The sequence below is a fragment of the Streptomyces sp. NPDC018026 genome (assembly GCF_044327745.1).
Lineage (GTDB): Bacteria > Actinomycetota > Actinomycetes > Streptomycetales > Streptomycetaceae > Streptomyces > Streptomyces rubrogriseus.
The window spans coordinates 724,516-750,848 of sequence record NZ_JBIRFY010000001.1 but is presented as its reverse complement, the minus strand read 5'-3'; the positions used below and the strand labels follow the sequence as shown (position 1 = coordinate 750,848).

At 73.0% G+C, this 26,333-nt stretch carries 16 protein-coding genes and 2 pseudogenes; 9 read left to right on the top strand and 9 right to left on the bottom strand.

Going from position 1 to position 26,333, the window contains the following annotated elements:
- Positions 1 to 12 precede the first annotated feature (12 nt).
- The 6 genes and pseudogenes from ACH4D3_RS03040 to ACH4D3_RS03015 form a co-directional block, all read left to right on the top strand.
- Positions 13 to 138, top strand: a pseudogene (locus ACH4D3_RS03040) (helix-turn-helix domain-containing protein); the annotation flags it as partial.
- Between the two features lie 309 nt (positions 139 to 447).
- Positions 448 to 3,759, top strand: a complete 3,312-nt coding sequence (locus tag ACH4D3_RS03035) for an AfsR/SARP family transcriptional regulator (protein WP_398316618.1) — start codon at positions 448 to 450, stop codon at positions 3,757 to 3,759.
- A gap of 582 nt (positions 3,760 to 4,341) precedes the next feature.
- Complete coding sequence (locus ACH4D3_RS03030; protein WP_398315712.1) at positions 4,342 to 6,120, top strand: condensation domain-containing protein; 1,779 nt, start codon at positions 4,342 to 4,344, stop codon at positions 6,118 to 6,120.
- Positions 6,117 to 7,388 carry an MFS transporter gene (locus tag ACH4D3_RS03025; RefSeq protein ID WP_398315710.1) on the top strand — a complete coding sequence of 424 codons (1,272 nt, stop codon included), beginning with the start codon at positions 6,117 to 6,119 and terminating at the stop codon, positions 7,386 to 7,388. The genes ACH4D3_RS03030 and ACH4D3_RS03025 overlap by 4 nt, the downstream gene beginning before the upstream one ends.
- A 2-nt stretch (positions 7,389 to 7,390) precedes the next feature.
- Positions 7,391 to 8,452, top strand: coding sequence for a LuxR C-terminal-related transcriptional regulator (locus ACH4D3_RS03020; protein WP_398315709.1), 1,062 nt, complete (start codon positions 7,391 to 7,393; stop codon positions 8,450 to 8,452).
- Complete coding sequence (locus ACH4D3_RS03015; protein ID WP_398315708.1) at positions 8,449 to 9,093, top strand: pyridoxamine 5'-phosphate oxidase family protein; 645 nt, start codon at positions 8,449 to 8,451, stop codon at positions 9,091 to 9,093. Before ACH4D3_RS03020 ends, ACH4D3_RS03015 begins: the two co-directional genes overlap by 4 nt.
- A gap of 104 nt (positions 9,094 to 9,197) precedes the next feature.
- Here ACH4D3_RS03015 and ACH4D3_RS03010 read toward each other — a convergent pair whose 3' ends face one another.
- Entirely contained in the window at positions 9,198 to 9,788 is a 591-nt protein-coding gene (locus tag ACH4D3_RS03010) for a prolyl oligopeptidase family serine peptidase (RefSeq protein WP_385356073.1), read from the bottom strand.
- Positions 9,789 to 10,159: 371 nt separating this feature from the next.
- Between ACH4D3_RS03010 and ngcE the strand changes: the two genes are divergently transcribed.
- The 3 genes and pseudogenes from ngcE (at position 10,160) to ACH4D3_RS02995 (ending at position 12,109) form a co-directional block, all read left to right on the top strand.
- Entirely contained in the window at positions 10,160 to 11,449 is a 1,290-nt protein-coding gene (gene ngcE, locus ACH4D3_RS03005; RefSeq protein ID WP_398315705.1) for an N-acetylglucosamine/diacetylchitobiose ABC transporter substrate-binding protein, read from the top strand.
- 19 nt (positions 11,450 to 11,468) lie between these two features.
- Positions 11,469 to 11,570 (top strand): annotated as a pseudogene (locus ACH4D3_RS03000) (IS5/IS1182 family transposase); the annotation flags it as partial.
- 110 nt (positions 11,571 to 11,680) lie between these two features.
- Positions 11,681 to 12,109: a cold-shock protein gene (locus ACH4D3_RS02995; RefSeq protein ID WP_398315703.1), complete on the top strand. Its 429-nt coding sequence runs from the start codon at positions 11,681 to 11,683 to the stop codon at positions 12,107 to 12,109.
- On the opposite strand, the gene lysA is transcribed toward ACH4D3_RS02995, so the two are convergent.
- The 8 genes from lysA to ACH4D3_RS02955 form a co-directional block, all read right to left on the bottom strand.
- Positions 12,078 to 13,403, bottom strand: a complete 1,326-nt coding sequence (lysA, locus tag ACH4D3_RS02990) for a diaminopimelate decarboxylase (protein WP_398315701.1) — start codon at positions 13,401 to 13,403, stop codon at positions 12,078 to 12,080. The genes ACH4D3_RS02995 and lysA overlap by 32 nt on opposite strands.
- A gap of 2 nt (positions 13,404 to 13,405) precedes the next feature.
- A complete protein-coding gene (locus ACH4D3_RS02985) occupies positions 13,406 to 14,680 on the bottom strand; it encodes an acetyl-CoA carboxylase biotin carboxylase subunit family protein (protein WP_398315699.1) in 1,275 nt (424 codons plus the stop codon).
- A gap of 82 nt (positions 14,681 to 14,762) precedes the next feature.
- Positions 14,763 to 16,283 carry a class I tRNA ligase family protein gene (locus tag ACH4D3_RS02980; RefSeq protein WP_398315697.1) on the bottom strand — a complete coding sequence of 507 codons (1,521 nt, stop codon included), beginning with the start codon at positions 16,281 to 16,283 and terminating at the stop codon, positions 14,763 to 14,765.
- Complete coding sequence (locus ACH4D3_RS02975) at positions 16,280 to 16,666, bottom strand: cupin domain-containing protein (RefSeq protein ID WP_398315695.1); 387 nt, start codon at positions 16,664 to 16,666, stop codon at positions 16,280 to 16,282. Before ACH4D3_RS02975 ends, ACH4D3_RS02980 begins: the two co-directional genes overlap by 4 nt.
- Entirely contained in the window at positions 16,663 to 18,024 is a 1,362-nt protein-coding gene (locus ACH4D3_RS02970; RefSeq protein ID WP_398315694.1) for a lysine N(6)-hydroxylase/L-ornithine N(5)-oxygenase family protein, read from the bottom strand. The genes ACH4D3_RS02975 and ACH4D3_RS02970 overlap by 4 nt, the downstream gene beginning before the upstream one ends.
- A gap of 19 nt (positions 18,025 to 18,043) precedes the next feature.
- Positions 18,044 to 18,451 carry a cupin domain-containing protein gene (locus tag ACH4D3_RS02965; protein ID WP_398315692.1) on the bottom strand — a complete coding sequence of 136 codons (408 nt, stop codon included), beginning with the start codon at positions 18,449 to 18,451 and terminating at the stop codon, positions 18,044 to 18,046.
- Positions 18,448 to 22,689, bottom strand: coding sequence for an amino acid adenylation domain-containing protein (locus tag ACH4D3_RS02960; RefSeq protein WP_398315690.1), 4,242 nt, complete (start codon positions 22,687 to 22,689; stop codon positions 18,448 to 18,450). Before ACH4D3_RS02960 ends, ACH4D3_RS02965 begins: the two co-directional genes overlap by 4 nt.
- A 93-nt stretch (positions 22,690 to 22,782) precedes the next feature.
- The gene (locus tag ACH4D3_RS02955) at positions 22,783 to 26,313 is read right to left on the bottom strand and encodes an amino acid adenylation domain-containing protein (protein WP_398315688.1); all 3,531 of its coding nucleotides are present in this window, start codon (positions 26,311 to 26,313) and stop codon (positions 22,783 to 22,785) included.
- Positions 26,314 to 26,333 lie beyond the last annotated feature (20 nt).

The following is a 26,333-nucleotide window of genomic DNA, read 5'->3' as shown; positions in this document are numbered from 1 at the left end:
GACTCGGTTGCCATGGGGCGGCACATCCAGTCGCTGCGCAGCCGGGCCCGGCTGAGCCAGCGCGAGTTGGCGGCCAGGGCGGGCCTGAGTACACGCGCGCTGCGCGATATCGAACGCGGCCGGGTGGCGCGACCGCAGCTGCGGACCCTGCAACGGCTTGCGGAGGCCTTGGACTTGCCCAGCGCGGAGGCCCTGAAACTCCATGCGGCGGCCCGGCGGAATACCGAGAGTAGTGCCGTGCGCTTTCGGGTGCACATACTCGGGACGCTTTCGGTGGAACGCGGAAATTCGGCCGTTCCCGTGACCCGGCCGATGCTGCGGAAGCTCCTCGGGCTGCTGGTCCTCAAAGCCCCGCAGCCCGCGACGCACCATGAGATCGTGGATGCGCTGTGGCCGTCGGGCCCGCCGGAATCCTCGCGGAGTCTGGTCCATACCTATGTAAGTCAGGTGCGCCAGCTCCTGGAGCCGCAAAGGACCTTGGACGACACCGGCAACGCCCACAGCAGTCGTGGCGGCAACAACAGGAGCGGCATGGGCAGCGGCGAGAATGCCGCGCACAGCGTGGAACGCGTACCGGGCGGATATCGCTTGCGCGCCGAGGCGAACCAGACCGACCTGGGCCGCTTCCAGGATCTGGTCGCGCGGGCGCGGCGGACGCACGACGTCGGCGATCTCGAGGTCGCCCACCAGTCGCTCGCGCTCGCCCTGCAGTGCTGGCGGGGGCCGGTGCTCAGCGATGTGGATCCGCTCTTCGAACAGCATCCGAGCGCGGTATTCGCCACCGAGCAGCGGGTGGAGGCCGCGCTGCGGTACGCCGACGCGTCCCTGACCCTGGGGCGGCCGGAGCAGGCCGTGCCTGTGCTGTGGGAACTGTCCGGCAGCGAACCACTGCACGAGGGGGTGCATGCCCGCCTGGTGCTCACGCTGGCCGGGTGTGGCGAGCAGGCGGCGGCGCTCCGTGCGTACGGCACCTTCCGTCAGCGGCTCGACGACCAGCTCGGCATCACGCCGGGCCGGGAGCTGCAGGAGGCGCATCTGCGCGTGCTGAGACAGCAGGTCCCGCGGCCCCGGCGGACGCACCCCGGCGGGGCGACCTCGGCCGCCGGTCCCGCCGCAACCGCCCTCGCCTCAACGGGTCCCCTCGCCTTCGGCCGGACTGCTGCCACCGGTCCGGCCGTCATCGGGGAGGCCTTCACTGAGGCCGACTTCGGGCAGGCAGGGTTCGATCGGACCGCCCCCGCTCAGGCCGCCTCCTCCCAGACCGCCCCCGTCCAGGCCAAGCCGTCCCAACTGCCCGCCGGTACCACCGCGTACGTCGGCCGCGAGCGCCAACTGCGGGAGCTGGACGCCTTGCTCGGCGTGGAGCCCGCTGTGCACGGCACCGTGATGACCGTCGTCGGGCCGCCCGGTGTCGGCAAGACGGCCCTGGCCCTCGAATGGGCCCAAGCGCACCGGGACCACTTCGAGGACGGCCAGCTCTTCGTGGACCTGCGCGGCCACTCGCCGCTCCCGGAGCTCGGCCCCGCGGACGTCCTGGGCCGCTTCCTGCGCGCCCTGGGCGTGCCCCCCGACGGGGTGCCCTCCGGCGAGGAGGAGGCGGCCGCCCTGTACCGCACGCTCCTCGCCGGACGGCGCATGCTCGTCGTCCTGGACAACGCGGGCAGCGTGGACCAGGTGCGGCCGCTGCTGCCCGGCGGCAGCCGCTGCCGCGTGCTCATCACCGGGCGCAGCCAACTGGCCGGTCTGGTCGCGACCGAAGGCGCCCGGCGCCTGGGCCTCGACGTCCTGCACGCCTTCGAGGCCCAGGCACTGCTCGGCCGCATCCTCGGCGAGACCCGCACGACCGCCGAACCGGACGCGGTGGTCCGCCTGGCCCAGCTGTGCGGAGGGCTGCCACTGGCCCTCCGGATCGCCGCGGCCAACCTGATGGCCAACCCCACCCTGAGCATCGCCCGGTACTGCACCGAGCTGGCGGGCGGCAGCCTGATCGGCGGGCTGCAAGTGGAGGGCGACGAACGCTCCACCGTCCGGGCCGCGTTCGACCTCTCCTACCTCGCGCTGCCGGAGCCCGCCCGCCGCGCCTTCCGGCTGCTCAGCCTCGTACCCGGCTCGGACGTCACGGACGAGGGAGCCACCGCCCTGATCGGCGCACCTGCCGCGCAGGCGAGCCGGCTGCTGCGCCGCCTCGCCCACTCCCATCTGGTCCAGGAGCCGACACCGGGCCGCTTCGGCCTGCATGACCTGCTCCGGTCGTACGCCCGTGAACTCGCCGGCGACGAGGAGCCCCAGGCAGTACTGAGGCTCCTCGACTGGTATCTGACGCGCACCGAGGACGCCGCGGAACTCCTGTACCCGGACGGCCTGCTGCACACCTGCGAGCCCCCGCGGCCCGCCGCGGTCAGGCATGGCCCCGCCGACGCCGTGCAGGCCACCGAGTGGCTCACGGCCGAACGCGACAACCTGGTCAGCACCGTCCGGTACGCGGTCGACAACGGGCACCACGCGGTGGCCCGGCGACTTGCCCAGGCCCTGCACGGCTTCCTCTCCCTCGGTATGCACACCGCCGACCGGCTCGCCGTCGCGAGAGCCGGGCTCGTGGCCGCGGTCGCGGACGGGGAGCCGCGGGCCGAGTCGGCGGCGCGGCTGAGGCTCGCCGACTGCCACTGGGGGCGCGGCCACAACGCCGACGCCGAGCGGGAGTACGCCCACGCCCTCGAGGTCGCCGAGGCATGCGGGTGGCGGCAAGGTCAGGCCGTGGCCCTGCGGCGGATCGGCCGGGCGCACCTGGAGAACGGCGCGATGGCCAAGGCCTCGCTCTGCCTCTCCCGGGCCCGCGACCTCACGCCCCGCAACGCCGGGCCCGGGGCCGCCGAGGACCTCATGAACCTGGGCCTGATCTGCTGGAAGCTGGGGCGGCTGCACGAGGCGGTGGACCACTACACACAGGCGGCCCGGCTCCGCGACGAGCTCGGCTCGCCCGGCGGGGCCGCGATCGTGCGGACCAACCTGGGGGTCGTGCACCGGGCCATGGGCCGTCCCGCCCTGGCCATCGAGATGCTGGACCGGGCCTTGGCCGTACATGCCGAGGGCGGAAACATGGCGAGCCGGACCGTGGCGCTGAGCTCGCTGTCAGTGGCCCACTCGGACATGGGCGATCACGTGCGTGGGCTGCGCCTGGCGCAGGACGCCATCGCCAGCGCGCAGGCTCTGCAGGACCCGCGGCTCGAGGCGAACGCCTGGTTGGCGATGGGTGCCGCCCAGGAACGGGCCGGGGAGGGAGCGGCGGCGGACAGCTACCGGGTGACGCTGCAGCTGGCCGAACGGGTCAACGACCGCTACCCGCATGCCACCGCGCTGATCGCCCTGGCCACCCTCGCGGCGCGCCACGATGCGCCCGAGGAGGCCCTGGCCATCGCGGGTCAGGCCCTGGAACAGGCCCGGGAGGCGGAGTTCCAGGTCCTCGAGGCCAGCGCCCTGCACGCCCTGGCCCTGGCCCGGCTGCGGCTCGGCGACACCGACGAGGCCATCGAGGAGGCGGGCCTGGCCCTGGCGATGCACCGGCAGACGGGGCACCGGCCCGGCGAGGCCCGCAGCCTGGTGATCCTCGCCGGGGGGTATGGAGCGCGCGGCAGGCCGGACCTCGCCTTCGGACACCGCCGCCAAGCCCTGCTGCTCTTCCGGGAGATGGGGATCGCCGGCTATCGGGACTTCGCCATCGGCCGGACCGGCCCGCGCGGGCGGGGAGCTGCCCGCGCGTAGGGGCGGGGAGCTGCCGGTGGGAGGCGTTGAGCTTTCTGCCGCCCCGACCGGCGCCGGTTCCGGCGGTGCGGCATCCCGGCAGGTCAGTGGCTTGAGGAGAGAGGAAGCGCGGCGCCTGCAAGAGGGCTCGCCGCTATGGCCGCACTGTGGCCAGGTGTCCAACAGCCCTCCGTACGCTCTCAGTCGAAAGGTACAGACCAGTCCTGAGAGGTACCGGCTGTTGAAGGGAGAAGCCGCGTGGAGATCACCGGCGCCACACGCACCGGGAGGGACATGGCGGACCCCGGGGACCTCGTGGTCACCGGGGGGTGCTTCGCCGCGCCGAGCGACGGAGTCGGCCCCGCCGTGTCCGACTGCGGGCACGGCGATCGCGGGTCGGCGCGGGAGCTCGGCACCCGCCTCGCGCAAGGGCTGATCCGGACTGCCGTACGTCAACGGGGTACTTCCCGGACCTGTTGGTCCCCGGCGCGCATCCCGTCCGGTACCGGCCTGTCGTTGCCCTGATTCCCTCCGGGGCCGCTGTGTGTCTGTCCTGCCCCCGCTCCATCATTCGTCCCCCTCCCCCCCCAACGAGGTGACTCCTTGTCGCAGTTCACTGTGTCCTTTTCCGGTCTGCCCAGCCGCAGTGGGCCGTTGTCGTTCGGGCACGCCAACATCGTGCGTGCCATCACCATCGACGACGACCCCACCCGGCTCAATCTCGCGATGGTCTTCGACGCCCCCGGCTCCGGTGGCCCGGAGCGGATCGCGGAGCTTCTGCACCTCCTCGTCACACGGCACGAAGCGCTGCGTACCACCTACGTGCTCACCACACCTCCCGTGCAACAGGTCGCGGGCGACGGAGAGTTCGCGGTCGAGCTGATCGCGGCGGACGAGGCCGCCGGCGGCCCGCTGGCCGTCGCCGAGCAGACTGCGCGCAGGCTTCGGTCCCGCGTCTTCGACCTCGCCGGTGAACTCCCCTTCCGCGCCGCCGTGGTGACCGAGGGCGGCACCCCGCTTCACCTGGTCTGGGTCGTCACGCACGCCGCCATGGACGTCGCCGCCTGCGAGACCCTGCACACCGAGTGGAGCGCCCTCGTGGCGGGCCGCACGCTGCCGCCCACAGGCCTGCAGCCCGTGGAAGTGGTCGAGCTGGAGCAGAGCGCGAGCATCCGGCGCCTGGGCGAGGGCGCGCTGCGCTACTGGGAGGCCCAGTTGCGACGGGTGCCACAGGCCATGTTCACCCCCTCGCACCACGCCCCCGCCAAGACCTCGTGGCTGCACGCGGGGCTGAGCATCCGCTCCCGCACCGCCCCCCGCCACCTCGAGGCGATCGCCGAGCGGACCGGTGCCAGCACCTCCGCGGTGGCACTCGCCGCGCTCACGGCGCTGCTCGGGCACCGCACCGGACACCGCACGGTGGTCACCACCTCACTGTCCGGGAACCGGGTGGTGCGCAAGCTCCGTGGCTTCTTCGGCTCGCTGTCCCAGGACGCGCTGCTCCCGGTCGAGTTCGACGGCCTGGACAGCTTCGACGACGTCGTGCACAAGGTCCGGTCCGCGGCGCTCCCGGCGTACCGCAGCAGCTGGTTCGACCCGACCGCCGTGTGGCAGGTCATCAACGGCGTCAGCGCCGAACGCGGCATCAGCTTCGCCCGCGACCTGGTGTTCAACGACATGAGCGCGCTGGCCACCGCGGCCGAGTCGCCCGACCAGTCCGCGCGCGGCAGGCTGCCCGCCGTGTGGATCCCCGGCCACCAGCCGCCGCCCGGGGAGGACCCGGAGCGCGCCGACAGCGTCTCCTGGCTGCCCGCCGAGGACATCCCCTGCCGGTTCTTCGCCTGCCTGTACCGGATGGACGAGGAGTTCGAACTCGCGCTGTGGGTCGACCCCACGACCCTGGACACGGCCGAGGCCGAGGAGTTCGGCCGGGCCCTGCTGCGGCTCCTGGAGGTGGCTGCCGAGGGCGTGTTCGCGCTGAAGGACCTGCCGTCCCTGACCACGCTGCAGCCCGTGGAGCGGGGCGCGGGCTGGTTCCTCAGTGATCACTCGTGGATCGAGCTGGATGCCGTACGGGCACTGCTCTCGGACGTCCTGGGGGATGCCCCGCACCTGGTGACCGCCGTGCCCGACGAGCGCCTCGGGCACCGCCTGGTGTGCCACCTGCCGGCGCCGGCCGACCCACAGGACGTCCACGAACGCACGCTGGCGGCGCTGCCCGGACGCGTCACGGCACTCGCCCCCCACCAGTACCTGCTCCATGCGGCAGCGCCGGACGGCGACGCGGGCGACCCGGCGGCCTGGTCCGCACTGCCCGTCCTCGGCGAAACCACCGGACGCCGTCAAATGGGCGGACGCAGCACGGAAGGTGACGAGGCATGAGCACCGAGGCCGAACCGCGTACCGAAGCGGCGGACGCCGCCCGCGGGCCGTTGCGGACCACCAACTTCCGCCTCTACTTCGGCGCCCGCACGAGCTCGCTGCTCGGCGACGCGATGCTGCCGGTCGCCCTCTCCGTGGGCCTCCTCGATGCCGGTTACGGCAACGCGGGCGTCGGCTACGCCCTCGGCGCCTGGATGGGAGCCCTGGCGCTGTGCATGCTCTTCGGCGGAGTCCTGGCCGACCGGTTCACACCGCGGCGCATGATGGTCATCGCCGATATGGTGCGCCTCGTCATCCAGGCCGTGATGGCCGTCATGTTCGTCACCGGCCATATCTCGCTGTGGGCCGTGGTGGGGCTGCAGTTCCTCTCCGGCTGCGCCACCGCCCTCTTCCAGCCCGGCGTCGCCAGCATGGTCCCGCAGGTCGCCTCCGATGTGCAGCGGGCCAACGGAGTCCTGCGCATCGCCGAGTCGACGGTCGGCGTCCTCGGCCCGGCGCTCGCCGGGGCCCTGGTCGGCTTCTCCGGAGCGGGCACCGTCTTCGCGATCTACGCCGCGACCTACGCGGTCAGCGGCGCCTGCCTGTTCGGCCTGCGCCTGAACCAGGCGCAGGCCGTCGCCTCCGAGTCGATGCTGCGCCAACTGGCCACAGGATGGGCGGAGTTCCGCTCCCGCCCCTGGCTGTGGGGCGTCATCTCCACCTTCCTCCTGTACGGCTGCTTCGTCGCCGGTGTCTCGCTCCCGGTCGGCGCCGACCTGATCGTCGACCACCTGGGCTCGACCGGCCTCGGCATCGGTATGGCCGCGCTCGGCGGCGGCGGGGTGCTCGGCGGCCTGGTCGCCATCAAGGTACGCAGCAGCCGCCCGCTCGCCGTGGGCTCGGCCGGCTGGGCGCTGTACGCCCTGTTCCCGGCGGTGACCGCGATCGACCCGCACGTCGTGGTGCTCTGCCTGGTGTGGGCGGTGGCCGGGGCGGGGCTCGCCTTCTGGGCGGTCATCTGGACCACCACGGTGCAGACCCAGATCCCCGCCGACCTGCTCAACCGGGTCTACGCCTACGACGTGGCCGGCTCGCTCGTCTCCATGGCCCTGGGCCGTTCCCTGGCGGGCCCGCTGTCCTCGCTGGTCGGCTCGCGCGCGCTGATGGCGTGGGCGACCGTGCTCGGCCTGCTGTGCAGCGCTCTGCTGCTCGCCGTACCCGCCATCCGGCAGTTGCGCGCCGCCGAGCCCGACGGCCCGCGACCCGCCGGTGACGACGTGAGGAAGTGACTTTGTCCAGCATCCCCGCACCCGGTTCGCTGCCCGCATCGGTCGACACCTTGGCGGTACAGGTCTACGACTACCTTCTCGCCCAGGGCGGCGTCACCCGAGCCGCCGTGGGACGGGCCCTGAACACCCGTGCGCAGGACGTCGAGGAGGCCCTGGACGTCCTGCGCGGACTGCAGTTGGTCAAGGAGGAAGAGAGCGGCGCCGGGGAACTGGTCGCGGTCGACCCCGAGGCGGCACGCATCGAACTCCTGGTACCGCTGGAGCTTGCCCTGCACGACCACCGGCGCCGCCTCGCCGGGGTCAAGGGGCGGCTGCAGTCCTTCATGAAGGCCTTCGAGGCCGGCCACCGCAACCGGCCGCACGGCGGGACGGTCGTCGTCACCGACGACGCGGACGAGATCGCACTGCGGCTCCTCGATGCGGCGCAGCGCTGCACCCGGGAGATCCTGCTGATGCAGCCCTGCGTGGCGCAGGAGCACACCGAGCTGCGGCAGGCGCATCCGCTGATCCTGGAAGCGCTGCAACGCGGCGTACGGGTACGGGTGTTGTACCCGCACACCGCCCGCGGGGACGCCGGTACCCGCTCCCGGGTGCGGGACCTGGTCGACGCGGGCGGGGCGGTACGCACCTCGCGCGAGGTGCACGGGCGGTCGTTGGTGTTCGACCGTACCGTCGCGTTCGTGCCCGCCGAGGGCACCGCCGAGGGCGGCACCGGGGTCGCCGCGGTGTACGAGCCGACGGTGGCCGCGTTCCTCGGCGGGCTGCACGACCAGTGGTGGGAGCCCGCGTTCCCGCTGGAGGGCGGTGCGGCCGGCTACGCGGGCGTCCGCGACGACCTGCGGGCCACCATCCTGGAACTGCTCGCGTCCGGCATCAAGGACGAGGTGATCGCCCGCCGGATCGGACTGTCCGAGCGGTCCTTCCGCCGCCATGTCGCCTCGATCATGCAGGATTTGGCGGCGAGCAGCCGCTTCCAGGCGGGGGTCGTGGCGACGCGGACCGGGCTCGTCGATCCGGTCGGCTCCGATGCCCAGGGCCGCGGCCGGGCGGTGAAGTCCGCGTGAGCCGCTACGCACACCTCGCGTACACGCCGACCGTACGCGCGGTCCAGGCCGAGCTGGGCAGCGCCCTCGCGGCGGGCCGCCGGCTGCGCGCCCCGGCCGACCGCCGCGACCCGCTGGGCCCGGCAGAGGCGGCCTTCCTCGCCGGTCTCGACGGGTTTCTCCTCGGCAGCGTGGGAGAGACCGGCTGGCCGTACATCCAGTTCCGCGGCGGTCCGCCCGGCTTCCTGCACGTGCTGGACGAGCGGACGGTCGCCTTCGCGGACGTCGGGGGCAACCGGCAGTACATCACCACCGGGAACCTCCGCGGTGACGACCGGGTCGCGCTGTTCTTCCTGGACCATGCGCGCGCGGCCCGCCTGAAGATGTACGGCCGCGCCACCGTCAGCACCGAGGACGAGCGCCCCGAACTGGCCGCGCTGCTGCGGGCGACGCGTACCGAGGGCCGGGTGGAGCGGCTGGTCGTCGTCGCCGTCGAGGGCTGGGACTGGAACTGTCACCGCCACATCACCCCGCGCTTCAGCGAGCGGGAGCTGTCCGAAGTCCTCGAACCCACCCGGCGGCGCCTTGCGCAAGTGGACCGCCTGGAGCGGGAGAACGCCACCCTGCGGGAGGAACTGCGCCTTCTCCGCGAGGCGTTGTGAGCACCGCACGGGACACGCACCGCACGGGACACGCACGGCACGTGCACGCGGCGGCCTGCCGGTGGCAGGGCGCCACCGGCAGGCCGCCGGGTGCGGCGGGCCGGTCAGGCGCCGCGGCGTTGCGCGAGCAACCAGGCGTAGACCTCGGGATCGTCGTACGTCCGGGTCCACGAGTCGTGCCCGACGCCGGGATAGCGGGTGAACCGGGCGGGGTTGCCGCGCCGGTGCAGGGCGTCGACGATCTTCTCGGTGTGCAGGACCGGGATGTTGTCGTCCTCCTCGCCATGGAAGGTCCACACGGGGAGCATGCCGATCCGGTCGGCGGCCTCCGGCAGCCACGACCCGCAGATGGGCGCGGCGGCCGCGAACCGGTCCGGATAGCGCGCGGCGATCGCCCAGCTGCCGGCGCCGCCCATACTCAGACCGGTCACGTACACCCGGTCCGGGTCGATCCGGTACTCCGTGGCGACCTGGTCGAGGAGTGCGTACACCCCGGAGATCTCGGCGGCCCAGGTGCTGTAGGCGGGACACTGGGGCGCCAGCACGACAAAGGGCAGCTGCTCACCCCGCGACAGCTGCTTGAGCGGGCCGTGTGCGGTGAGGACCGCGGGGTTGTCGCCGCGCTCCGACGCGCCGTGCAGAAAGAGCAGGAGCGGCCAGCGGACCGTCTCGTCCCCGCCGTATCCGGCCGGCACGGAAAGAACGTACGGGAGATCGTTCCCGAAGTGGTCGACTTTGAATGTGTGAGTTTGCAGATCAGCGGCCACGAGCACCTTCCTTGAAGGCTGACAGCAATACGTATGATGCAGCATCCCGGCACTGTGAGACGTATGTCAATCGGTCTTCGGGAAGCCGGAAGTGCGGTCGCGAAAGATGCACAGTCGATATTCCGCCGAAACTGCCGAAACCGCGCATCCCGACTTGCGGAAGTGTACGTATGCACAGGTCAGATGGCTCTCAAGCGCCACCATTGAAATGCTGGAAGAGTGTGGATCCGTTATAGGTTCACGTCCGCACCCTTCCGTTGGCGTGTTTCCGTTCATTCGTATCCATGGAGGTTTCAGACATGACCGAGTACGCGGCTGGAAACCCGTTCCGGGTCCGGGAATCGGAGGGCCTGGAAGTCGTCGTCTTCGACGGCGGGCTCGGCGATCAATACGTCCTGGACACCGAGGAGCGCTACCGTGCGGCGTACCCCGCGGCGCGGATCACCCACACCGCCGTCGAAGACATCCAGGCCGCCCTGCGGCACCGCTTCGACCAAGGTAATCCGCCCGATCTGCTCGACAACACCGGTCCCGGATCGCTGCCCACCGCGGCGCTGGCCGCGGCGGGACAACTCACCGACCTGCGGCCGCTGCTCGACGCACCCGCACCCGACGACCCGCACCGCACCGTCGGCGAGACGCTGATACCCGGAGTAGCGGCGAAGGGCCGCTTCGGCGGCGACGAGGTGTGGGCCCTCAACTACGCCTACACCGCCTTCGGTGTCTGGTACTCGCAGCGGCTGCTCGACAAGCACGGCTGGACCTACCCGAAGACGTGGAGCGAGATGCTCGCGCTGTGCGCCGAGGCGAAGAAGGAAGGCATCACCGGATGGACCTATCCCGGCGCGTACCCGTACTACCTGCAGTGGACGCTGTACCCCTTCATCGCCAAGATCGGCGGCGTCGACGTACTGAAGGCGATCGACAACCTGGAGCCCAACGCCTGGAAGCACCCGGCGGTGCGGCAGGCCTTCGAGGCGTACCACGAGCTCACCGCCCGCGGGTATGTGCTGCCCGGAACACCGGAGTTGGACCACGTTGGGTCGCAGGCGGCGTGGGCACGGGGCGAGGCGCTGTTCATCCCCAACGGGACCTGGGTGGAGAAGGAGACCGAGGACGTCACCCCCGAGGGCTTCGGGATGACCGTCGCCCCGCCGACCGGTCTCGACGACGGGGACGCGCTGCCGTTCGGCACGGTGTGGGCGCAGGTCGGCGAGGCCTATGTGATTCCGCGCGCCGCGCGCCATCCGCAAGGCGCCTTCGAACTGCTGCGGCTCATGCTCTCCCGGCGGACCGCGCGGGACTTCGCACTGCACTCGTCGTCGCTGACCACCGTGCGGGGCGCCCTCGAAGGCATGGATCTGCCCTCCGGGCTGGCCTCCGCGGACGCGATGCTGGCCGCGGCGGGCGGCAACATCGTCGCCCCGCGCACCGACTGGTACCAGACGCTCAACCGTGAGGTCATCGCCGGTCTCATCGGGGAGATGATGGCGGACCGCATCAGGCCCGCCGAGGCGATCGAGCGGATCCAGCGGGCCGCGGACGACACGGCCAGGGACCCGGAGGTCACCAAGTACCGGCACCCGTGAGGGGCTGACAACCCGGGGAGCTGACAACCCGGGGAAACGCAAGCGTCACGGGATGAACGTGCAGGTCCTGGCCGACCCCTTCGGCGGGCCACTGTGGTCCTCGCCCGCTCCGCCCGGCTCAGCCGCCGGGAGGGCCGCCGATCGCCCTGCGGCCCTTCTTCCTCTAACATCCACTCATGGTTCCGGGGAAGGGCCCCGGACGGGTGTGGTTTCCAGAGGTTGGGGGTCCGCATGGTCGCGGGTCGTGTGGTTCGTTTCGACGGTACGCGGGGCTACGGGTTCATCGCGCCGGAGGACGGCGGTGAGGACGTCTTCCTGCATGTGAACGACCTCCTCGTTCCCGAGGAGTACGTGCGTTCCGGCGTGGTCGTGGAATTCGAGGTGGAGGAAGGTGAACGGGGGCTCAAGGCATCGAACATCCGGCTTGCCGAGGGCGCGCGGCAGCAGGTTCCGCGGCGCCACCCGGAGGCCGCGCCGCGTACCGTGATGGCCGACGAGAACGGGCATCCGATGTGCGATGTGCTGAGTCCCGAGGAGTACCGGCGTGATGTGACGGAACTCCTGCTGACCGCGAGTCCGCAGTTGACCGCGGAACAGATCCTCGCCGTCCGCGGCGCGCTCGTGAAGTTCAGCGAGAGTCACGGCTGGGTCGAGGACTGAGCGCCGGGCCGGGCTCCAGCTCCGGGGCCAGGAGTTCGGCGACCGTCTGGCGGCGGCGGATCAGACGGGTCTCGGCGCCGTCGACCAGGACCTCGGGGATGAGCGGCCGCGAGTTGTAGTTGGACGACATGCTCGCGCCGTAGGCGCCGGTGTCGTGGAAGACGACCAGGTCACCGACGTCGGTGCGGGGCAGCGGCACCGGTTCCACGTCCCCGCCCTCGACCTGGGTGAAGACGTCCCCCGACTCGCACAGCGGGCCCGCCAGGACGGTGTCGCGGGCGTCCGAGAGGCGGGGGGAGCCGTCGGCGCCGAGCACCGAGACGCGGTGGTTGCTGCCGTACATCGCGGGCCGCATCAGGTCGTTGAACCCGGCGTCGACCAGGACGAAGTAGTTGCTGCCCACGGGCTTGTGGGCCCGCACCTCGGCGGCCAGGACTCCGGAGCCGGCCACCAGGAAGCGTCCCGGCTCGATCTCCAGTCGCACCGGGTGGCCGAGTTCGGAGACCAGCTCCCGGCGTGCGGCGTCCCAGAGTTCGAAGTAGCGGTCGGTGTCGATCTCCGGGTCGCCCGGCGTGTACGGCACGGAGAGGCCGCCGCCGGCGGAGATGGCGCGGATGTCCCGCCCGGCCATCCTGACCTGCTTGACCATGGTCTCGCAGACCGACTCCAGGTGACCGTAGTCCACCCCGGAGCCGATGTGCATGTGCAGGCCGACCAGGTCGAGCCCGTGCCGGTCGACCAGCGCGAGGCTCTCTTCGAGGTGCTCGTGCCAGATGCCGTGCTTGCTGTGCTCGCCGCCGGTGTTGGTCTTGCGGCTGTGGCCGTGTCCGAAGCCCGGGTTGATCCGGATCCACACCGGGTGACCGGGGGCCGCCCGGCCCACCTGGTCCAGCATCTGCGGGGAGCCCGCGTTGACGGGGATGCCCAGCTCGACCACCCGGCGCAGCGTGGAGCGGTTCAGCAGGTCGGCGGTGAAGACGATCGGCTCGTCGTCCGCGCCGACCCGGTAACCGGCCGCGAGCGCCCGCTCGATCTCGCCCTCCGACACGGCGTCGACGTGGACGCCCTCCTCGCGCATCAGGCGCAGGATGTGCAGGTTGGAGCAGGCCTTCTGCGCGTAGCGGATGACGTCGAAACGGCGCAGCCGGTCGATCTGGGCGCGGATCGTCGCGGCGTCGTACAGCCACAGCGGGGTGCCGTGCTCGGCGGCCGCCGCCGCCAGCCGGGGGCCGTCCAGGGCGCCGGGCAGGCGGGGCTGCTCTCCCACGGAGGAGGGGATGGAGGGGGAGGTCATGGTCAGTCCTTCTCGCCGATCATCAGGGCAATACCGAGATCTTCTTCCAAACCGCGCAGGATCTGCTCGGCCGTCCGAACCACGGACGGATGGTCCGGCCCGCGCAGCATGAAGCGGGCCACGATCTGTCCGGCGCCCACCGTCCGGCCGGGTCCGGTGCCGTAGCTGTCGAAGCCGACGACCTCCAGGACGCCGGGCCGGTCGGCGATCCGGTCCAGCGAGGCGCCGGGGGCGAGGGTGCCGCCGTCGCGGGCCATCACCTTGCGCCCGCCGACGCAGCCGTCCAGCGCGCCGGGCAGCGCCACCTCGGCGCCGGGTTCCAGGATCGCCAGCAGTCCGGAGAAGATGTCGGTGCCGGTGGCGTGCCGGTAGATGGTGGGCAGGGCGCCGCCCATCACCCGGGGGTTGACCTCGACCAGGACCGGCCCGCGCTCGGTCACCATGATCTCCAGATGGAAGACGCCCAGGTCCAGGCCGATCGCCCGGCACACGTCGGCGGCGTAGGCGACGCAGGCACCGGTCTCTTCCTCGGAGAGCGCCGCGGGGATGTAGGAGCCCAGTTCCACCACCTCGTCCTCGGCCCAGCGGAACCGCCCCGAGACCGCGAAGGGGAAGAACTCCCCGTCCCTGGCGCCCAGTTCGACCGAGACCAGGGTGCCGACCAGGTACTCCTCGACGAGGATGCCGCGGGTGAACTGCTCGTGCCACTGCACGGGCACCGCGTCCAGTCCGGTCAGCACCCCGCGGCAGCCGGCGGCGGCCTCCTCGGGGTTGGTGGCCACGCAGGAGAGCAGGCTGTCCGCGCCCGACGGCGGCTTGAGGATCACCGGGTAGCCGATCTCCTCGGCCGCGGCGAGGGCCGCCTCCTCGGTCTCGGCCAGCGCGTGGCGCGCGGAGGCGAGCCCGGCCCGGTCCAGGGCGGCCCGGCACCGGTCCTTGCGGCGGGCGGTGAGGACGCCGTCGGTCGCCGTGCCGCGCAGGCCCAGTTCCCGGCAGGCGACGGCGACGGCCTCGGCGCTCAGCTCCAGCTGGGCGGTGACCACGTCGATGGGGTCGGCCGCGTGGCGGGCGGCGAGGACCCGGGTGACGGTCTCGGCGTCGGTGGTGACGAGGTTGTCGACCAGGTGGTCCACCGAGCCGACGATCCGCAGGTTCTTCTCGGTGGGCGGATAGAACGGGTCGGCGGACTGGAGGTACGTCACCCGGTGACCGGCCTCCTTGGCCAGCCGGATGGCTTCGAGCGCGGCGGGGTTGGAGTCGACGAACGCGATGTGCATGGGTTCTGCCCTAGGGGTCGCGGGAGGGGAAGGGGAGGGCCGAGGCGGTGCGGTGCGGGCGGTGCGGTGCGGTGCGGTGCGGTCAGAGGGTGACGGGCAGGAGGTCGGCCAGGTCCGGCACGGTGCCCGGCGCCGCGGCCGTGTACCGGGCCTCGACGGCGGCCGCGAGGCCCGGCACCAGGGGCGCGGCGTGCTCGGCGGCGGCCCGGAGACCGGTGACGGCGAGCCCGGGGTCGTCCGGCGCCCTGGCGGCGAGCAGCGCGAGCAGGTTCGCGGTGGTCTCGGCGGCCTGCCGCATCGAGAAGGTCTCCAGCGTGTAGGCCCGCCGCATCCGGTCGCGGTAGCGGTCCAGGAGCGCGCCGGTCCCCGGCCCGGCCGTCACGGGCCGCCCGGTGTGCGGGGCCAGGGCCGCCGCGACGCTCTGGATCGGCTGGTGCAGCCGGGTGCGTATGGTGTCCAGGAAGTCGGCCTCGGTGAAGTTGGCGGGCTGGTGCTCCGGGTTGCCGAGCGCGAGGTGGAAACGCACGTTGTCCGCGCCGTACTTGCCCACCAGGTCGCGGGCCCAGACGAGGTGGCGGCGGCTGGTGGAGAACTTGGCCCCGTCCAGCTGGTAGAACTCGTTGGTCACGATCGCGGCCGGCTCGGTCAGTCCGCCGTGCGCGAAGGTGAGCCCGAGGTGGGCGAAGGCGAAGTAGAACGTGTTGTCGTAGCCGAGGAACTGCACGAGTTCGAAGCCCGAGTCCGCGGCCCACACGCCGGGCGGCGTCGCGGGGGTGCGGCGGGCCCGCGCGGCCTCCGCCATGTGCCTCAGGCCCGGCAGCATCTCGGCCCAGACGTTGAAGACCTGGCCGTCGAAGCCGTCGATGCCGACCGGGATGCCCCAGTCCGCCGGGTAGCTGACCGGGAAGTCGGGCAGCGGCCGGGAGAGCATCTCGTCGACGAAGCGCAGCACGTGCGGGCGCATCGTGGCCCGCCGGGCGCGGTAGAACTCGGTGAACTGCTCCCGGTACTCCTCCAGCGGCAGGACCAGGATCTCCGTCTCGCGCGGCTGGGTGGTGGTGGCGGGCCCGGCGCCGGTGCTCGTGGGGAAGAGCAGCGAGTCGACGTCGTTGGGGTGGCCGCAGTTCTCGCAGATCGCCCCGCAGGTGCCGACCAGGCACTCGGGGCAGTACCCGGTGGCGAAGGCCTCCAGCAGGTACCGGCCGCTCCGCCCGCAGTACGGGAAGGTCCAGGTGCGGGTCTTGAGCCGGCCCGCCCGGTACAGGCCGGTGAAGAACTCCCGCACCTCGGCGCGATAGGCGTCGTCGGGGCTGGTGAACGCGTCGATGTCGATGCCGGCCAGTTCCAGCGTGGCGACGATCTCGCGGTTACAGCGCGCCGCCAGCTCCACCGGGTCCAGGCCCAGCCGCTCGGCCGTGGTGACCACGTACGTCTGGTGGTCGTCGCCGCCGGACGCGTACAGGACGGTGTGTCCCAGCATCCGCTGGGCGCGGCTGAACACGTCGGCGCCCAGGTAGGGCCCGGAGAGGTGGCCGACGTGCAGGTCGCCGTTGGTGGTGGGGGGTGTGGCGGTGACCAGGAAGCGGCGCGGGGCCGGTGTCATCGGTCCTCCCCGTGGTCCTGCCCGGCGGCCGGGGCGGCGCCGAAGGGGCCGAGGGACCAGACCGACACCATCTCCAGCTCCTCGGTGTCCGAGGCGTTCTCGAAGTGGTGGCGCTGGTGGGCGCCGACCACCAGGGCGTCGCCCGCGGCGATCCGGGTACGCTCCCCGTCGACCTCGGCGTGGCCGCTGCCGCGCACCACGTAGAAGTGCTCGTGGTCCTCGTGCGAGTGCGGGGTGGTGGCCGTGCCGGGTGCGACGGTGCACACGCCCATGCCGGTGTCCGAGGGTCCGCTGGACTCCCAGGGCAGGATGCGGCGGAACGCGCAGCCGTACTCCTCCTTGACGAGGGCGTCGGCCCGCCGCTGGATCCGGATGCCGCTCATGCGTGGACTCCTTCGAGCAGTGGGGTGGCGAGCTCTTGGTGGCCGGCGGCCGGGGTGTCGAGGACGGCGTCGAGGATGTCTCCGGCGCGGTGGGCGAGCAGCGACAGCAGGGTGCTGGTCAGGCCGTGGGTGTGTTCGGCGGCGCCGTGCAGGAAGATCCGCGGTGCGAAGCTCTCGTCGGTGCGTACCGAGTAGTCGCGGTCGACGAGCAGTTCGCCGTCACCGTCCCTGAGCAGGTACGGGTCGACGCCGGTCAGCAGGCCGCGCGCCTCGCGGAAGTCGTAGCCGGTGGCCAGCACGACCGCGTCGTGGCGCTCGCCGCGTTCCTCGCCGGTGAGCAGGTCGCGCAGGGTGGCGGTGACCAGGCCGTCCTCGGCGCGGGCACCGGTCAGTTCGGTGAACCGGCTCAGGCGCAGCCGCTGACCGCCGTGCACCTGCTGGTCGTAGAGCAGTGCGGCGACGGCGGTGATGTCCTCGTCGTCCACGGCGGCGTAGTTGGTGGCCTTCAGCTCCGTGAGGATGCCGCGGCGGCGCTCGGGTCCTGCGCCGTGGAACAGGTCGACGGCGGCCGGATCGAAGATGGCGTTGGCCAGCGCGCTGCTGTTGGCGGGCATCAGCGCGAACCCGCGGTGCGCCAGGGTGACGTCCGCCGCCGGGAACTGGCCGGCCAGGTACTGGAAGATCTCCGCGGCGCTCTGTCCGGCGCCCACCACCAGGAAGCGGTAGGGCAGTTCGCGGCCGCGGTCGTGGAAGGGCCGGATGCCGCCCAGGAAGGAGCTGCTGTGCAGGACGGTGCCCTCCCGGAGGGTGCCGGGCTCGACGCCGGGCGGGACGATCGGGGTGCCGCCGGGTGCCAGGGACACGTGGTCGGCGGAGACGGTGTGCCGGGTGCCGTCCGGGCCGCGGTGGTCCACCTCCAGGCGGGTGACCCGTCCGTCGGGGCCGGTGACCGGGCGGATCGCCTCGGCGGTGCTGCCGTAGGTGACGTAGCCGGCGAGCCGGTCGGCCGCCCAGCGGAAGTAGTCGACGTACTCGCGCCGGGTCGGGTTGAGCGTGCCCAGGTTGAGGAAGGGTTCCAGCCGGCCCTTGGACACCAGGTAGTTGGCGAAGCTGTACGGGCTGGTCGGGTCCCGGGGGGTCACCAGGTCCTTCAGGAAGGCGACCTGCATGCGGGCGCCGGGCAGCAGCATGTCGGGGTGCCAGGAGAAGGCGTCCCTGGACTCCAGGAAGTGCAGGGACGTCCCGGCGGCGGCCGGTCCGGCCGAGGCGTGCAGCGCGCTCATGGACAGGTGTGAGGGCCCGTAGCCGACGCCGAGCAGCCGGTGGTGCGGGTGTCCCCCGCGCGGGGCAGTGGTCATGGTGTTCCTCTCCGCCGGGTCAGCCGGCCTGGACGGCGGGGCCGGTGCGGTCGTCGTCCAGCGGCCGGTAGTGGGCGTAGAACTTCTTGGTGGGCTCCAGGACCTCCCAGGTGCCGGTGAATCCGGCGGGGACGACGATGGTGTCGCCGGGGACGAAGGTGCGGGCGTTGCCGTCGTCGTCGGCGATGACCACCCGGCCGTGGAGCATGTGGTAGAACTCGTCCTCCTCGTACACCGCGCGGAACTTGCCCGGGGTGCTCTCCCAGATGCCCGAGGTGAAGGCCCCGTCGGGGCTGGTGAAGTGCAGGGTGTTGGTGATGGCCAGCTCGCCGGAGATCCAGCGGTCCGGGCCCTTGCGCACCTGGCGCACGTTCTCCGGCTCGGACTCGCCGAGGACCACGATGTCCTTGAGCGTTCTGCTCGTCATGCCGATCCCTTCGCTGTACGGGTGTGAAAGAGTTCCGCGAGTCGCCGGGCGGCACCGTCGCGGACCACGGAGTAGTGCGTCTCGGGCAGGGGGGCGACCCGTGCGCCGGGCGGGACGAGACCGGCCGGGTGCAGGTGCAGCGGCGTCAGGCCCCCGAAGGCGTCGGGCCGTTCCCGCTCGGCCGGTACGACCAGGAGCGGGCAGTCCCGCGGCAGGGGCCGCGGTCGGTGGTCGAGCAGCAGCCGGTACAGGGCGCGGTACTGGTCGTAGAGGCCGCGCAGGGCGTCGGCCGGCTCCCGGGGCAGGTGGGTGGCGGCGAGGTGTCCGAAGGGGTCCGGGTGGCCGGCCGGTACGGCGATCTCCGTGGCGCCCTCCAGCTGGCCGAGGTAGTCGGTGAAGAACCCGGTCGCGGCGGCCCGTTCGTCCAGGTCCGCGCCGTCGGTGGCGGCCACGAAGCTGTCGACCAGGGTCAGTGAGAGGCACTGGACCAGGTCGGTGCGGCGGGCGGTCTCCGCGGCGAGGACGCCGCCCATCGACCAGCCGAGGAGGTGGACGGGCCGCTCCAGGGCCGCGACCGCCCGCGCGTACCGCGCCGCCAGTTCGGGCAGGGTCGCGGGGAGCCGGCCGGTGGGCGGGGCCTGCAGGCCGTACACCGCGTACGGGGCGGGCAGCGCGTCGATCAGGGCGCGGTAGCCGAGGAGGTGTCCGCCCACCGGGTGGACCAGGACCACGGCCGTCCCGTCGCCGGGTCTGACCGGCACGAGCAGGGTGTCGACGTGCCGGTCGAGCAGCGCGTCCTGCCGCGCGACGGTGCTGGCCTCGAAGAGGCTGGACAGCGGCAGCCGGACGCCGAACTCCTCCTCGATCCGCCGGACCAGCCGCACCGCGGAGACGGAGCTGCCGCCGCTGGCGAAGAAGTCGTCGTCGACCGACCGGACGGCCGTGCCGCACACCTCCTGCCACAGCCGGGCCAGCGCCGACTCCCGCTCGGTGCGCGGTGCGGGGCCGGACGCGGCGGCCCGGTCGGCGGCCCCGCTCCCGGTCCCCGCCGCGTGTTCCTCCGCGAGGGCGAGCAGCGCGCGGGCGTCGCGCTTGCCGTTGGCGGTCAGCGGGAGGGCGGCGACGGTGTGGAAGGCGCTGGGCACCGCGTACGAGGGCAGGGTGGTGCCCAGCCGGGCGCGCAGCGCCGCCGGACCCGGGACCGGCTCGCCGTCGGTGTCCGGACCGCCGGCGGTGCCCGGACCGCCGCCCTCCTCGGCGACGAGGAAGGCGATCAGGCGGGCGGCGGCACCGGTGCCGCTGACGACGCAGGCCGCGGCCCGCACGCCGGGCTGCGCCGCCAGTTGCTGCTCGACCTCCAGGAGGTCCACCCGGTAGCCGCGCACCTTGGCCTGGCTGTCGAGGCGGCCGAGGAACTCCAGGGTGCCGTCGGGCCGGTAGCGGGCGTGGTCGCCGGTGCGGTACAGGCGCTCGCCGGTGCGGGGGTGGGTGGGAAAGCGGGCCGCGGTCAGTTCGGGCTGCCCGTAGTAGGCCGTGGCCAGGCCGTCACCGGCGATGAAGAGTTCGCCGGGCACCCAGTGGGGCACGTCCGCGAAGTCCGCGTCCGCGTCGAGGACGTGGTAGCGCTGGTTGGCCAGCGGCAGCCCGTACGGCACGGACTTCCAGGACGGGTCGATCCGGTCCACGACGTGGTAGTTGGACCAGATGGACGCCTCGGTGGCGCCGCCCAGGGCAACCACCTCGGCCTTGGGCGCGGCCCGCCGGACGCGGTCGGGCAGGCCGAGCGGAATCCAGTCGCCGCTGAGCAGGACCAGTCGCAGTCCGCCCAGGACGTCGGCGGCGCGTTCGTCACCGAGGTGGTCGAGGAGCATGTCGAGGAGTGCCGGGACGGTGTTCCAGACGGTGGCGCCGCTGTGCCGCACCCAGTGTGCCCACAGGTCGGGGTCGGGGCGGGCCGCGCAGGGCGGCACGACGACGGTCGCGCCCGCGCACAGGGCGCCGAACAGGTCGAAGGCCGAGAGGTCGAAGTGCAGTTCGGACAGCGAAAGCAGCCGGTCGTCCGGGCCGACGCCGAAGCGCTCCACCATGTCCTGGACGGTGTTGAGCAGCCCGCCGTGCGGGATCGCGACGCCCTTGGGGGTACCGGTGGAGCCCGAGGTGAAGATGACGTAGGCGAGGTCGTCGGGGGCGGGCACCGGCAGCGGCAGCGGCTCGCCGGGGTGCCCGGGGGCGTCGAGGGCGAGCACGTGGACGGGCCGTTCCAGCTCGGCGAGGAGCCGTGCCCCCTCGGCGTCGGCCAGCACCCTGCCGATGCCGTGCCGGGCGAGCAGCGCGTCGAGCCGGGCGGGCGGCCAGTCCACGCCGAGCGGTACGTAGGCGCCGCCGGCCGCGACGACCGAGAGCGCGGCGAGGTACTGGCCGGGGCTCTTGCGCGCCAGCACGCCGACGAGTTCGCCGGGTGCCGCCCCGGAGGCGGCCAGCGCGGCGGCCGTGCGCCCCACCCGGTCCGCGGCCTCGCGGTAGGTGGTCCTGCCGTCCGCGCCGTGGAGGGCCGCGCGGTCGGGGGTGCGCGCGGCGCCCTCGCGCAGCCCGTCCAGGACCCCGCCGCCCGGGAGGTCGCGCGCGGTGCGGTTGGCGTCGGTGCGCGCGGCCAGCAGGGCCCCGGGCAGCGGGGGCGGGTGCGGGGCGGCCCAGGGGGCGTCGTGCCCGGACAGGCGGCGCAGCAGGTCGGCGTGGGCCGCCGCCAGCTCGTCGACCAGGCCCTCGGGGAAGGCCTCGGCCACGTGGTCGAAGGTGCAGACGAGTTCGCCGTCCTCCTCGGAGACCTGGTGGTCGAGGAGGACCTGCGGGGTGTGCATGGACTTGAAGACCAGCTCCCACCCCTCGGCCCGCAGGTGCGGGGGCAGCGCGTCGGACGCCGAGTCGTCGAGTCCCGAGGCGAAGACGAACGGGCTGCCCACGGCGGCCCCGGGGCTCTCCCGGCGGGCCCGGCGGGCCACCTCCACCCCGGACAGCCACGTGTGCGGCAGGTCCGCCATCAGCCGCCGTTGCAGGGCCCCGGCGCGCTCGGCGAAGGTGTCGCCGGTGCCGTCGCACTCCAGCAGCAGCGTGCTGCCGAAGTTCCCCACGCACGCGGCCGGGGCGGGGTCGGTGCCGTCCGGGTCGGCGGCCAGCATGGCGCGGGTGGCGACGAGGACGGTGAGGGTGAAGGAGGGCCGCCCCGACCAGCGGCGCAGCACCTCGGCGTAGGCGGCGCACAGCACGGAGTTGGCCGACAGCCCGGCGCCGCGGGCCCGTTCGCGCAGCGCCGCCCACCCGGGTGCGGGCAGCCGGTGGCGGACCCGGGCGAAGCGGGCCCGGGCCGGGCGAGTCAGGGTCGGCGGGGTCGGCGGGCCGGGCAGGGCGGGCGTCCGGCGCTGCCAGTGCGCGACCGCGTTGCGGTGGGCCTGGCTGTCCCGGTGGGCGGCGAGGGCCTCGGTGTACCGGGCGAAGTACCCGGGTTCCACGGGCGGGTCGGCGAACGCCCGCCCCTCGTAGGCGTCGGCCAGGTCGCGGCAGAGCAGCCCGATGGAGCGGGCGTCCAGGACGAACAGCCGCAGACAGAGCAGGACGAAGGTGGTGCCTTGGGCGGAGTAGACCGCGCAGCCCAGTTGGGGGCCGTCCGTCAGGCCGGGCAGGAGTGCGGCCGCCGTCTCCCGTTCCAGGTGGAAGGCCGCGCGGGCGTCGGCGGCGTCGAGGTGGCTCCAGTCGACCAGGGCCGGGCCCCAGTCGTCGTCGAGCGGGACGACGCGTTGGCGGCCGTCCGGGCCCACCGCGGCGCGGAGCATCTCGTGCCGGGTGAGGACCATGCGCAGCGCGCCGTGCCAGCGTCCGGTGTCGAGATCCGGGACCTCGAAGCCGTGCGCGATGTACGCCGGGGTGGCCAGTTCGGGGAAGTCGGACTCGCCGACCTGGTAGGCGCTCTGGAGGTCGGTCACCGGGAAGGGGCGCCCGGACGGCCGGGGCTCCGGGTCCGCGGCGGCGACCCGCGGGCCGGGCAGGCCGGGGTGGGCGGTGATCGCCGCGAGGACCGGCTCCTTCGCGGCCGTGAGGCGGTCCAGGAGGTCCCGGGGGGCGTCCGGTGGGGCGTCGACGGACAGTCTGCCGCGGCGGGAGCGCACCGTGACGCCCCGCTCGGCCAGTTCGCGAAGGAGCCCGAGCGTGTCCCGCTCCCCCGCACCCCGTTGTGTGTCTTCCACCTCGCCGTACCCCTCCGACCTGTGTCCGTCGTCGCCCCTGTGGTGGCCCCGCCCCGCGACGGGGCCACCGCCCTCGTCTTCGTCCGGGTGCCGTTACCGTCCGGTGCCGCCGTCCCCGTCCCCGGCGCCACCGTCCCCGTCCCCGTCCCCGTCGCCGTCCGCGGCGAGCCGGTGGACGGTGCCGTCCTCGGCGAACAGCTCGCTCAGTTCGAAGTCGAAGCCCTCCGCCTGGGCGAGCGCCACCAGCCGCATGGCCGCCAGCGAGGAGCCGCCCAGCGCCAGGAACGGGGTGTGGACGTCGACCTGTTCGACCTGGAGCACCTGGGCCCAGATCGCGGCCAGTGCGATCTCGTCCTCGGTGGTGGGGGCCGTGGTGACCCCGGCGGTCGCGGCGGTGCCGCGGGCCGGGAACAGTGCCCGCGCACCGGTGTCCGCGGGCCGGGGTTCGGCCGCCGGGCCGGGCCGGTCCGCCGCGATGTGCTCGGCGAGCTTGCCCACCGGCGTCGTACCGCCGTCGGCGATGGCCTCCAGCACGCCGCGGAAGGCGCCCAGGATGCGCTCCACCGACTCCGCGTCGAAGAACGCCAGGTCGTACTTGACCTGGAAGAAGAGCTGCTCCTCGGGCATCGCCTCGATGGCGAACGGGTAGTTGGTCCAGCCGACGTAGCGCTCCTGGCGCACGTCGAGGCCGCCCCGGCCGGTCCAGCCGGTGCCCCGGGGGAAGTTCTCGAAGATCAGCAGCGACTCGAACAGGGGCTGGCCGCTGGGCAGGTCGGTGCGCTGCTGGATCAGCGGCAGCGGGTAGTGGTCGTGGGAGCGGGCGGCGACCTGGGTGCGCTGGATCTGCTGCAGCCAGCGCCCGACGGGCTGCTCGGGCTCCAGGTTCACCCGCATCGGGAGGCTGTTGATGAAGATGCCGACGATGTCCTCGACCCCGGCCAGCCCGACCGGGCGGTGGGTGATGGTGATGCCGAAGCAGACGTCGTCCTGGCCGCTGCACCCGCCCACGACCACCGCCCAGGCGCCCTGCACCAGGGAGTTCAGGGTCAGCTGGTTGGCCCGGCCGTACGCGAGCAGCCGCTCGGTCAGCTCCTCGCCGAGGTCGAGGCGGGCCTCGGCGTGCATCTCCTGCGAGCTGGCGGAGAGGCCGAGCTGCGCGGAGCGGCCGATGACGGTCGGACGGCGGAAGCCGGCCAGCCGCTCCAGCCAGTAGTCCCGGGCGCCCGCGATGTCCTCGTGCTCCAGGAAGGACACGTAGTCGCCGAAGGACCGCGTCGGGCGCAGCTCGGGCAGCCGTCCTTCGAGACCGGAGTGGTAGATCTCCAGGGAGTCCCGCAGCAGGACGAAGAGCGACCACGCGTCGAGGATCAGGTGGTGGTAGCTCATCACCAGCTTGTACGTGGTGGCGCCGAGCCGGACCAGGGTCAGCCGGAACAGGGGCGCCCGGTCGTAGGGGAAGCCGCGGCGCCGGTCCTCGTCGAGGTAGCGCTCCAGCAGCTCTTTCTGCTCCGCCTCGGTGCGGTCGGACCAGTCCAGCACGGTCCAGCCCAGCTCGGCGGTGCGCTGCACGGCCTGGAGCGGCTCGGACAGGCCCTTGGTGGCGATCCAGACCCGCAGGATCTCGTGCCGGTCGACGACCTGCTGCCAGGCCCGGTGGTACGCGGCGAGGTCGACCTCGCCGTCGACCGCGTACAGGAACTGCTCGAAGTAGACGCCGGAGTCCGGGTCGAGCAGCGAGTGGAACAGCATGCCCTTCTGCATCTCGGTGAGCGGGTACACCGTCTCGATGCCGTCGGGGTCGGCGGCGGCCGCGCGCACCGCGGCCAGGTCCTCCTCGGCGAGGGTGAAGCCCTGCGGGTCGAAGGAGCCGGACGGGGCGGGACCGGTGTCGCCCTGTGCCGCCATGAAGGCGGCGGTCTCGGCGACGGTGGGGGTGGCGAAGACCTGGGTGGCGCTCAGGCCGATGCCGTCGCGGTTGGCCCTGGCGCTGATCAGGAAGCCCTGGATGGAGTCGCCGCCCAGCGCGAAGAAGTTGTCGTGGATGCCGACGGCCGGCAGGTCCAGGGTCTCGGCCCACAGCGCGCACAGGTAGCTCTCGAGTTCGTTGCGCGCGGCCGTGTGGTCCTCGGCCAGTTCCAGGTGGGCGCCCGGCAGTTCGTGCAGGGAGCGGCGGTCGACCTTGCCGTTGTGGGTGAGCGGGATCGCGTCGATGACGGTGAAGACGGCCGGGACCATGTAGTACGGCAGCCGGTCGCCCAGGTGGGCGCGGATCGCGGCGGCGGTGGGCGGCTCCCCGTCGCAGGTCAGGTGGGCGACCAGCCGCTGGTGTCCGCCCGCGCCGCGCAGCCCGGAGGCGACCGCGCCGGTGACGCCGGGGACTTCGAGCAGCCGGGCCTCGACCTCGCCCAGCTCCACCCGGTAGCCGGCGATCTTGACCTGGTCGTCCATCCTGCCGAGGAGTTCGAGGCGGCCGTCCGCGGACTGCCGGGCCAGGTCGCCGGTGCGGAACACCCGGCCGCCGTCGGTGTCGGCGAACTTCTCGGCGGTGAGCCGGGGCAGCCGGTCGTAGCCCTCGGCCATGCCCACGCCGGCCAGGCACAGCTCGCCCGTCTCGCCCGGCGGGACCGGGCCGAGGCCGGCGTCGAGGATCCGGGGGGTCAGCTCGGCGGGGTGGCCGACGGGCACGAAGCCGTCGTACACGGCGCCGGGCAGGCACTCCCAGTAGGTGCTGTAGAGGGCCTCGGTGAGTCCGTAGACGTTGAACAGCCGGGCGGACAGGCCGGTGGCGAAGTACTTCTCCGGCAGCGCGCCGGGCATCACGTCGCTGCTGCAGAAGACGTACTTCAGCGAGGTGTTGGCGGCGAAGCCGGGGTTCTCCAGGATGCCGGAGAGCAGCGCCGGGACGACCATCAGCGTCGTCACGGAACCGCTGTTGATCAGCTCGACCAGCCGGTCGGGGTCCTTGTGGTCGCCCGGCGGGACGATGACCACGGTACCGCCGGAGAGCACCGGCCAGAACACCTCGCGGACCAGGTTGGTGATGCTGAGGGTGGTACGCAGCAGCTGGCGGTCGCCGGGTTCGAGCGGGAAGGTGCGCTGGAGCCAGCGCTGTCCGCTGAGCAGGGCCCGGTGCGTGAGCATCACGCCCTTGGGGGTGCCGGTGGAGCCGGAGGTGTAGAAGATGAACGCGAGTGCGTCCGGGGCGAGTTCCGCCGGGCCGGTGAGCGGTTCGGCGGCCTCGTCGAGCAGGTCCTCGACGGCGAGCCGCCGGGTGTCGTCGGGCGCGGGCCCGTCGAGGAGGGCGCGCTCGGTGACGACGATGGCGGCGCCCGAGTACTCCAGGATGGTGGCGCGGCGCTCGGCGGGGTCCTCGGGGTCGACCGGGACGCAGACGCCGCCCGCGCGCAGGATGCCGAAGAGGGCGGGGAGCAGCGCGAGGGAGCGCGACATGTGCAGTCCGACCCGGCTGCCGGGAACGACACCGCGGGCCACGAGGGCCGCGGCGATCCGGTCCGCCTCCGTCTCGACCTGGCCGTAGGTGGCCGACGAGTCCGAGAGGAGGGCTGCCGTGCGGGCGGGGGCCGAGGCGGCCTGCGCCGTGAGCAGGTCATGCAGGAACGACATGCGTGGACACCACTTCCGTG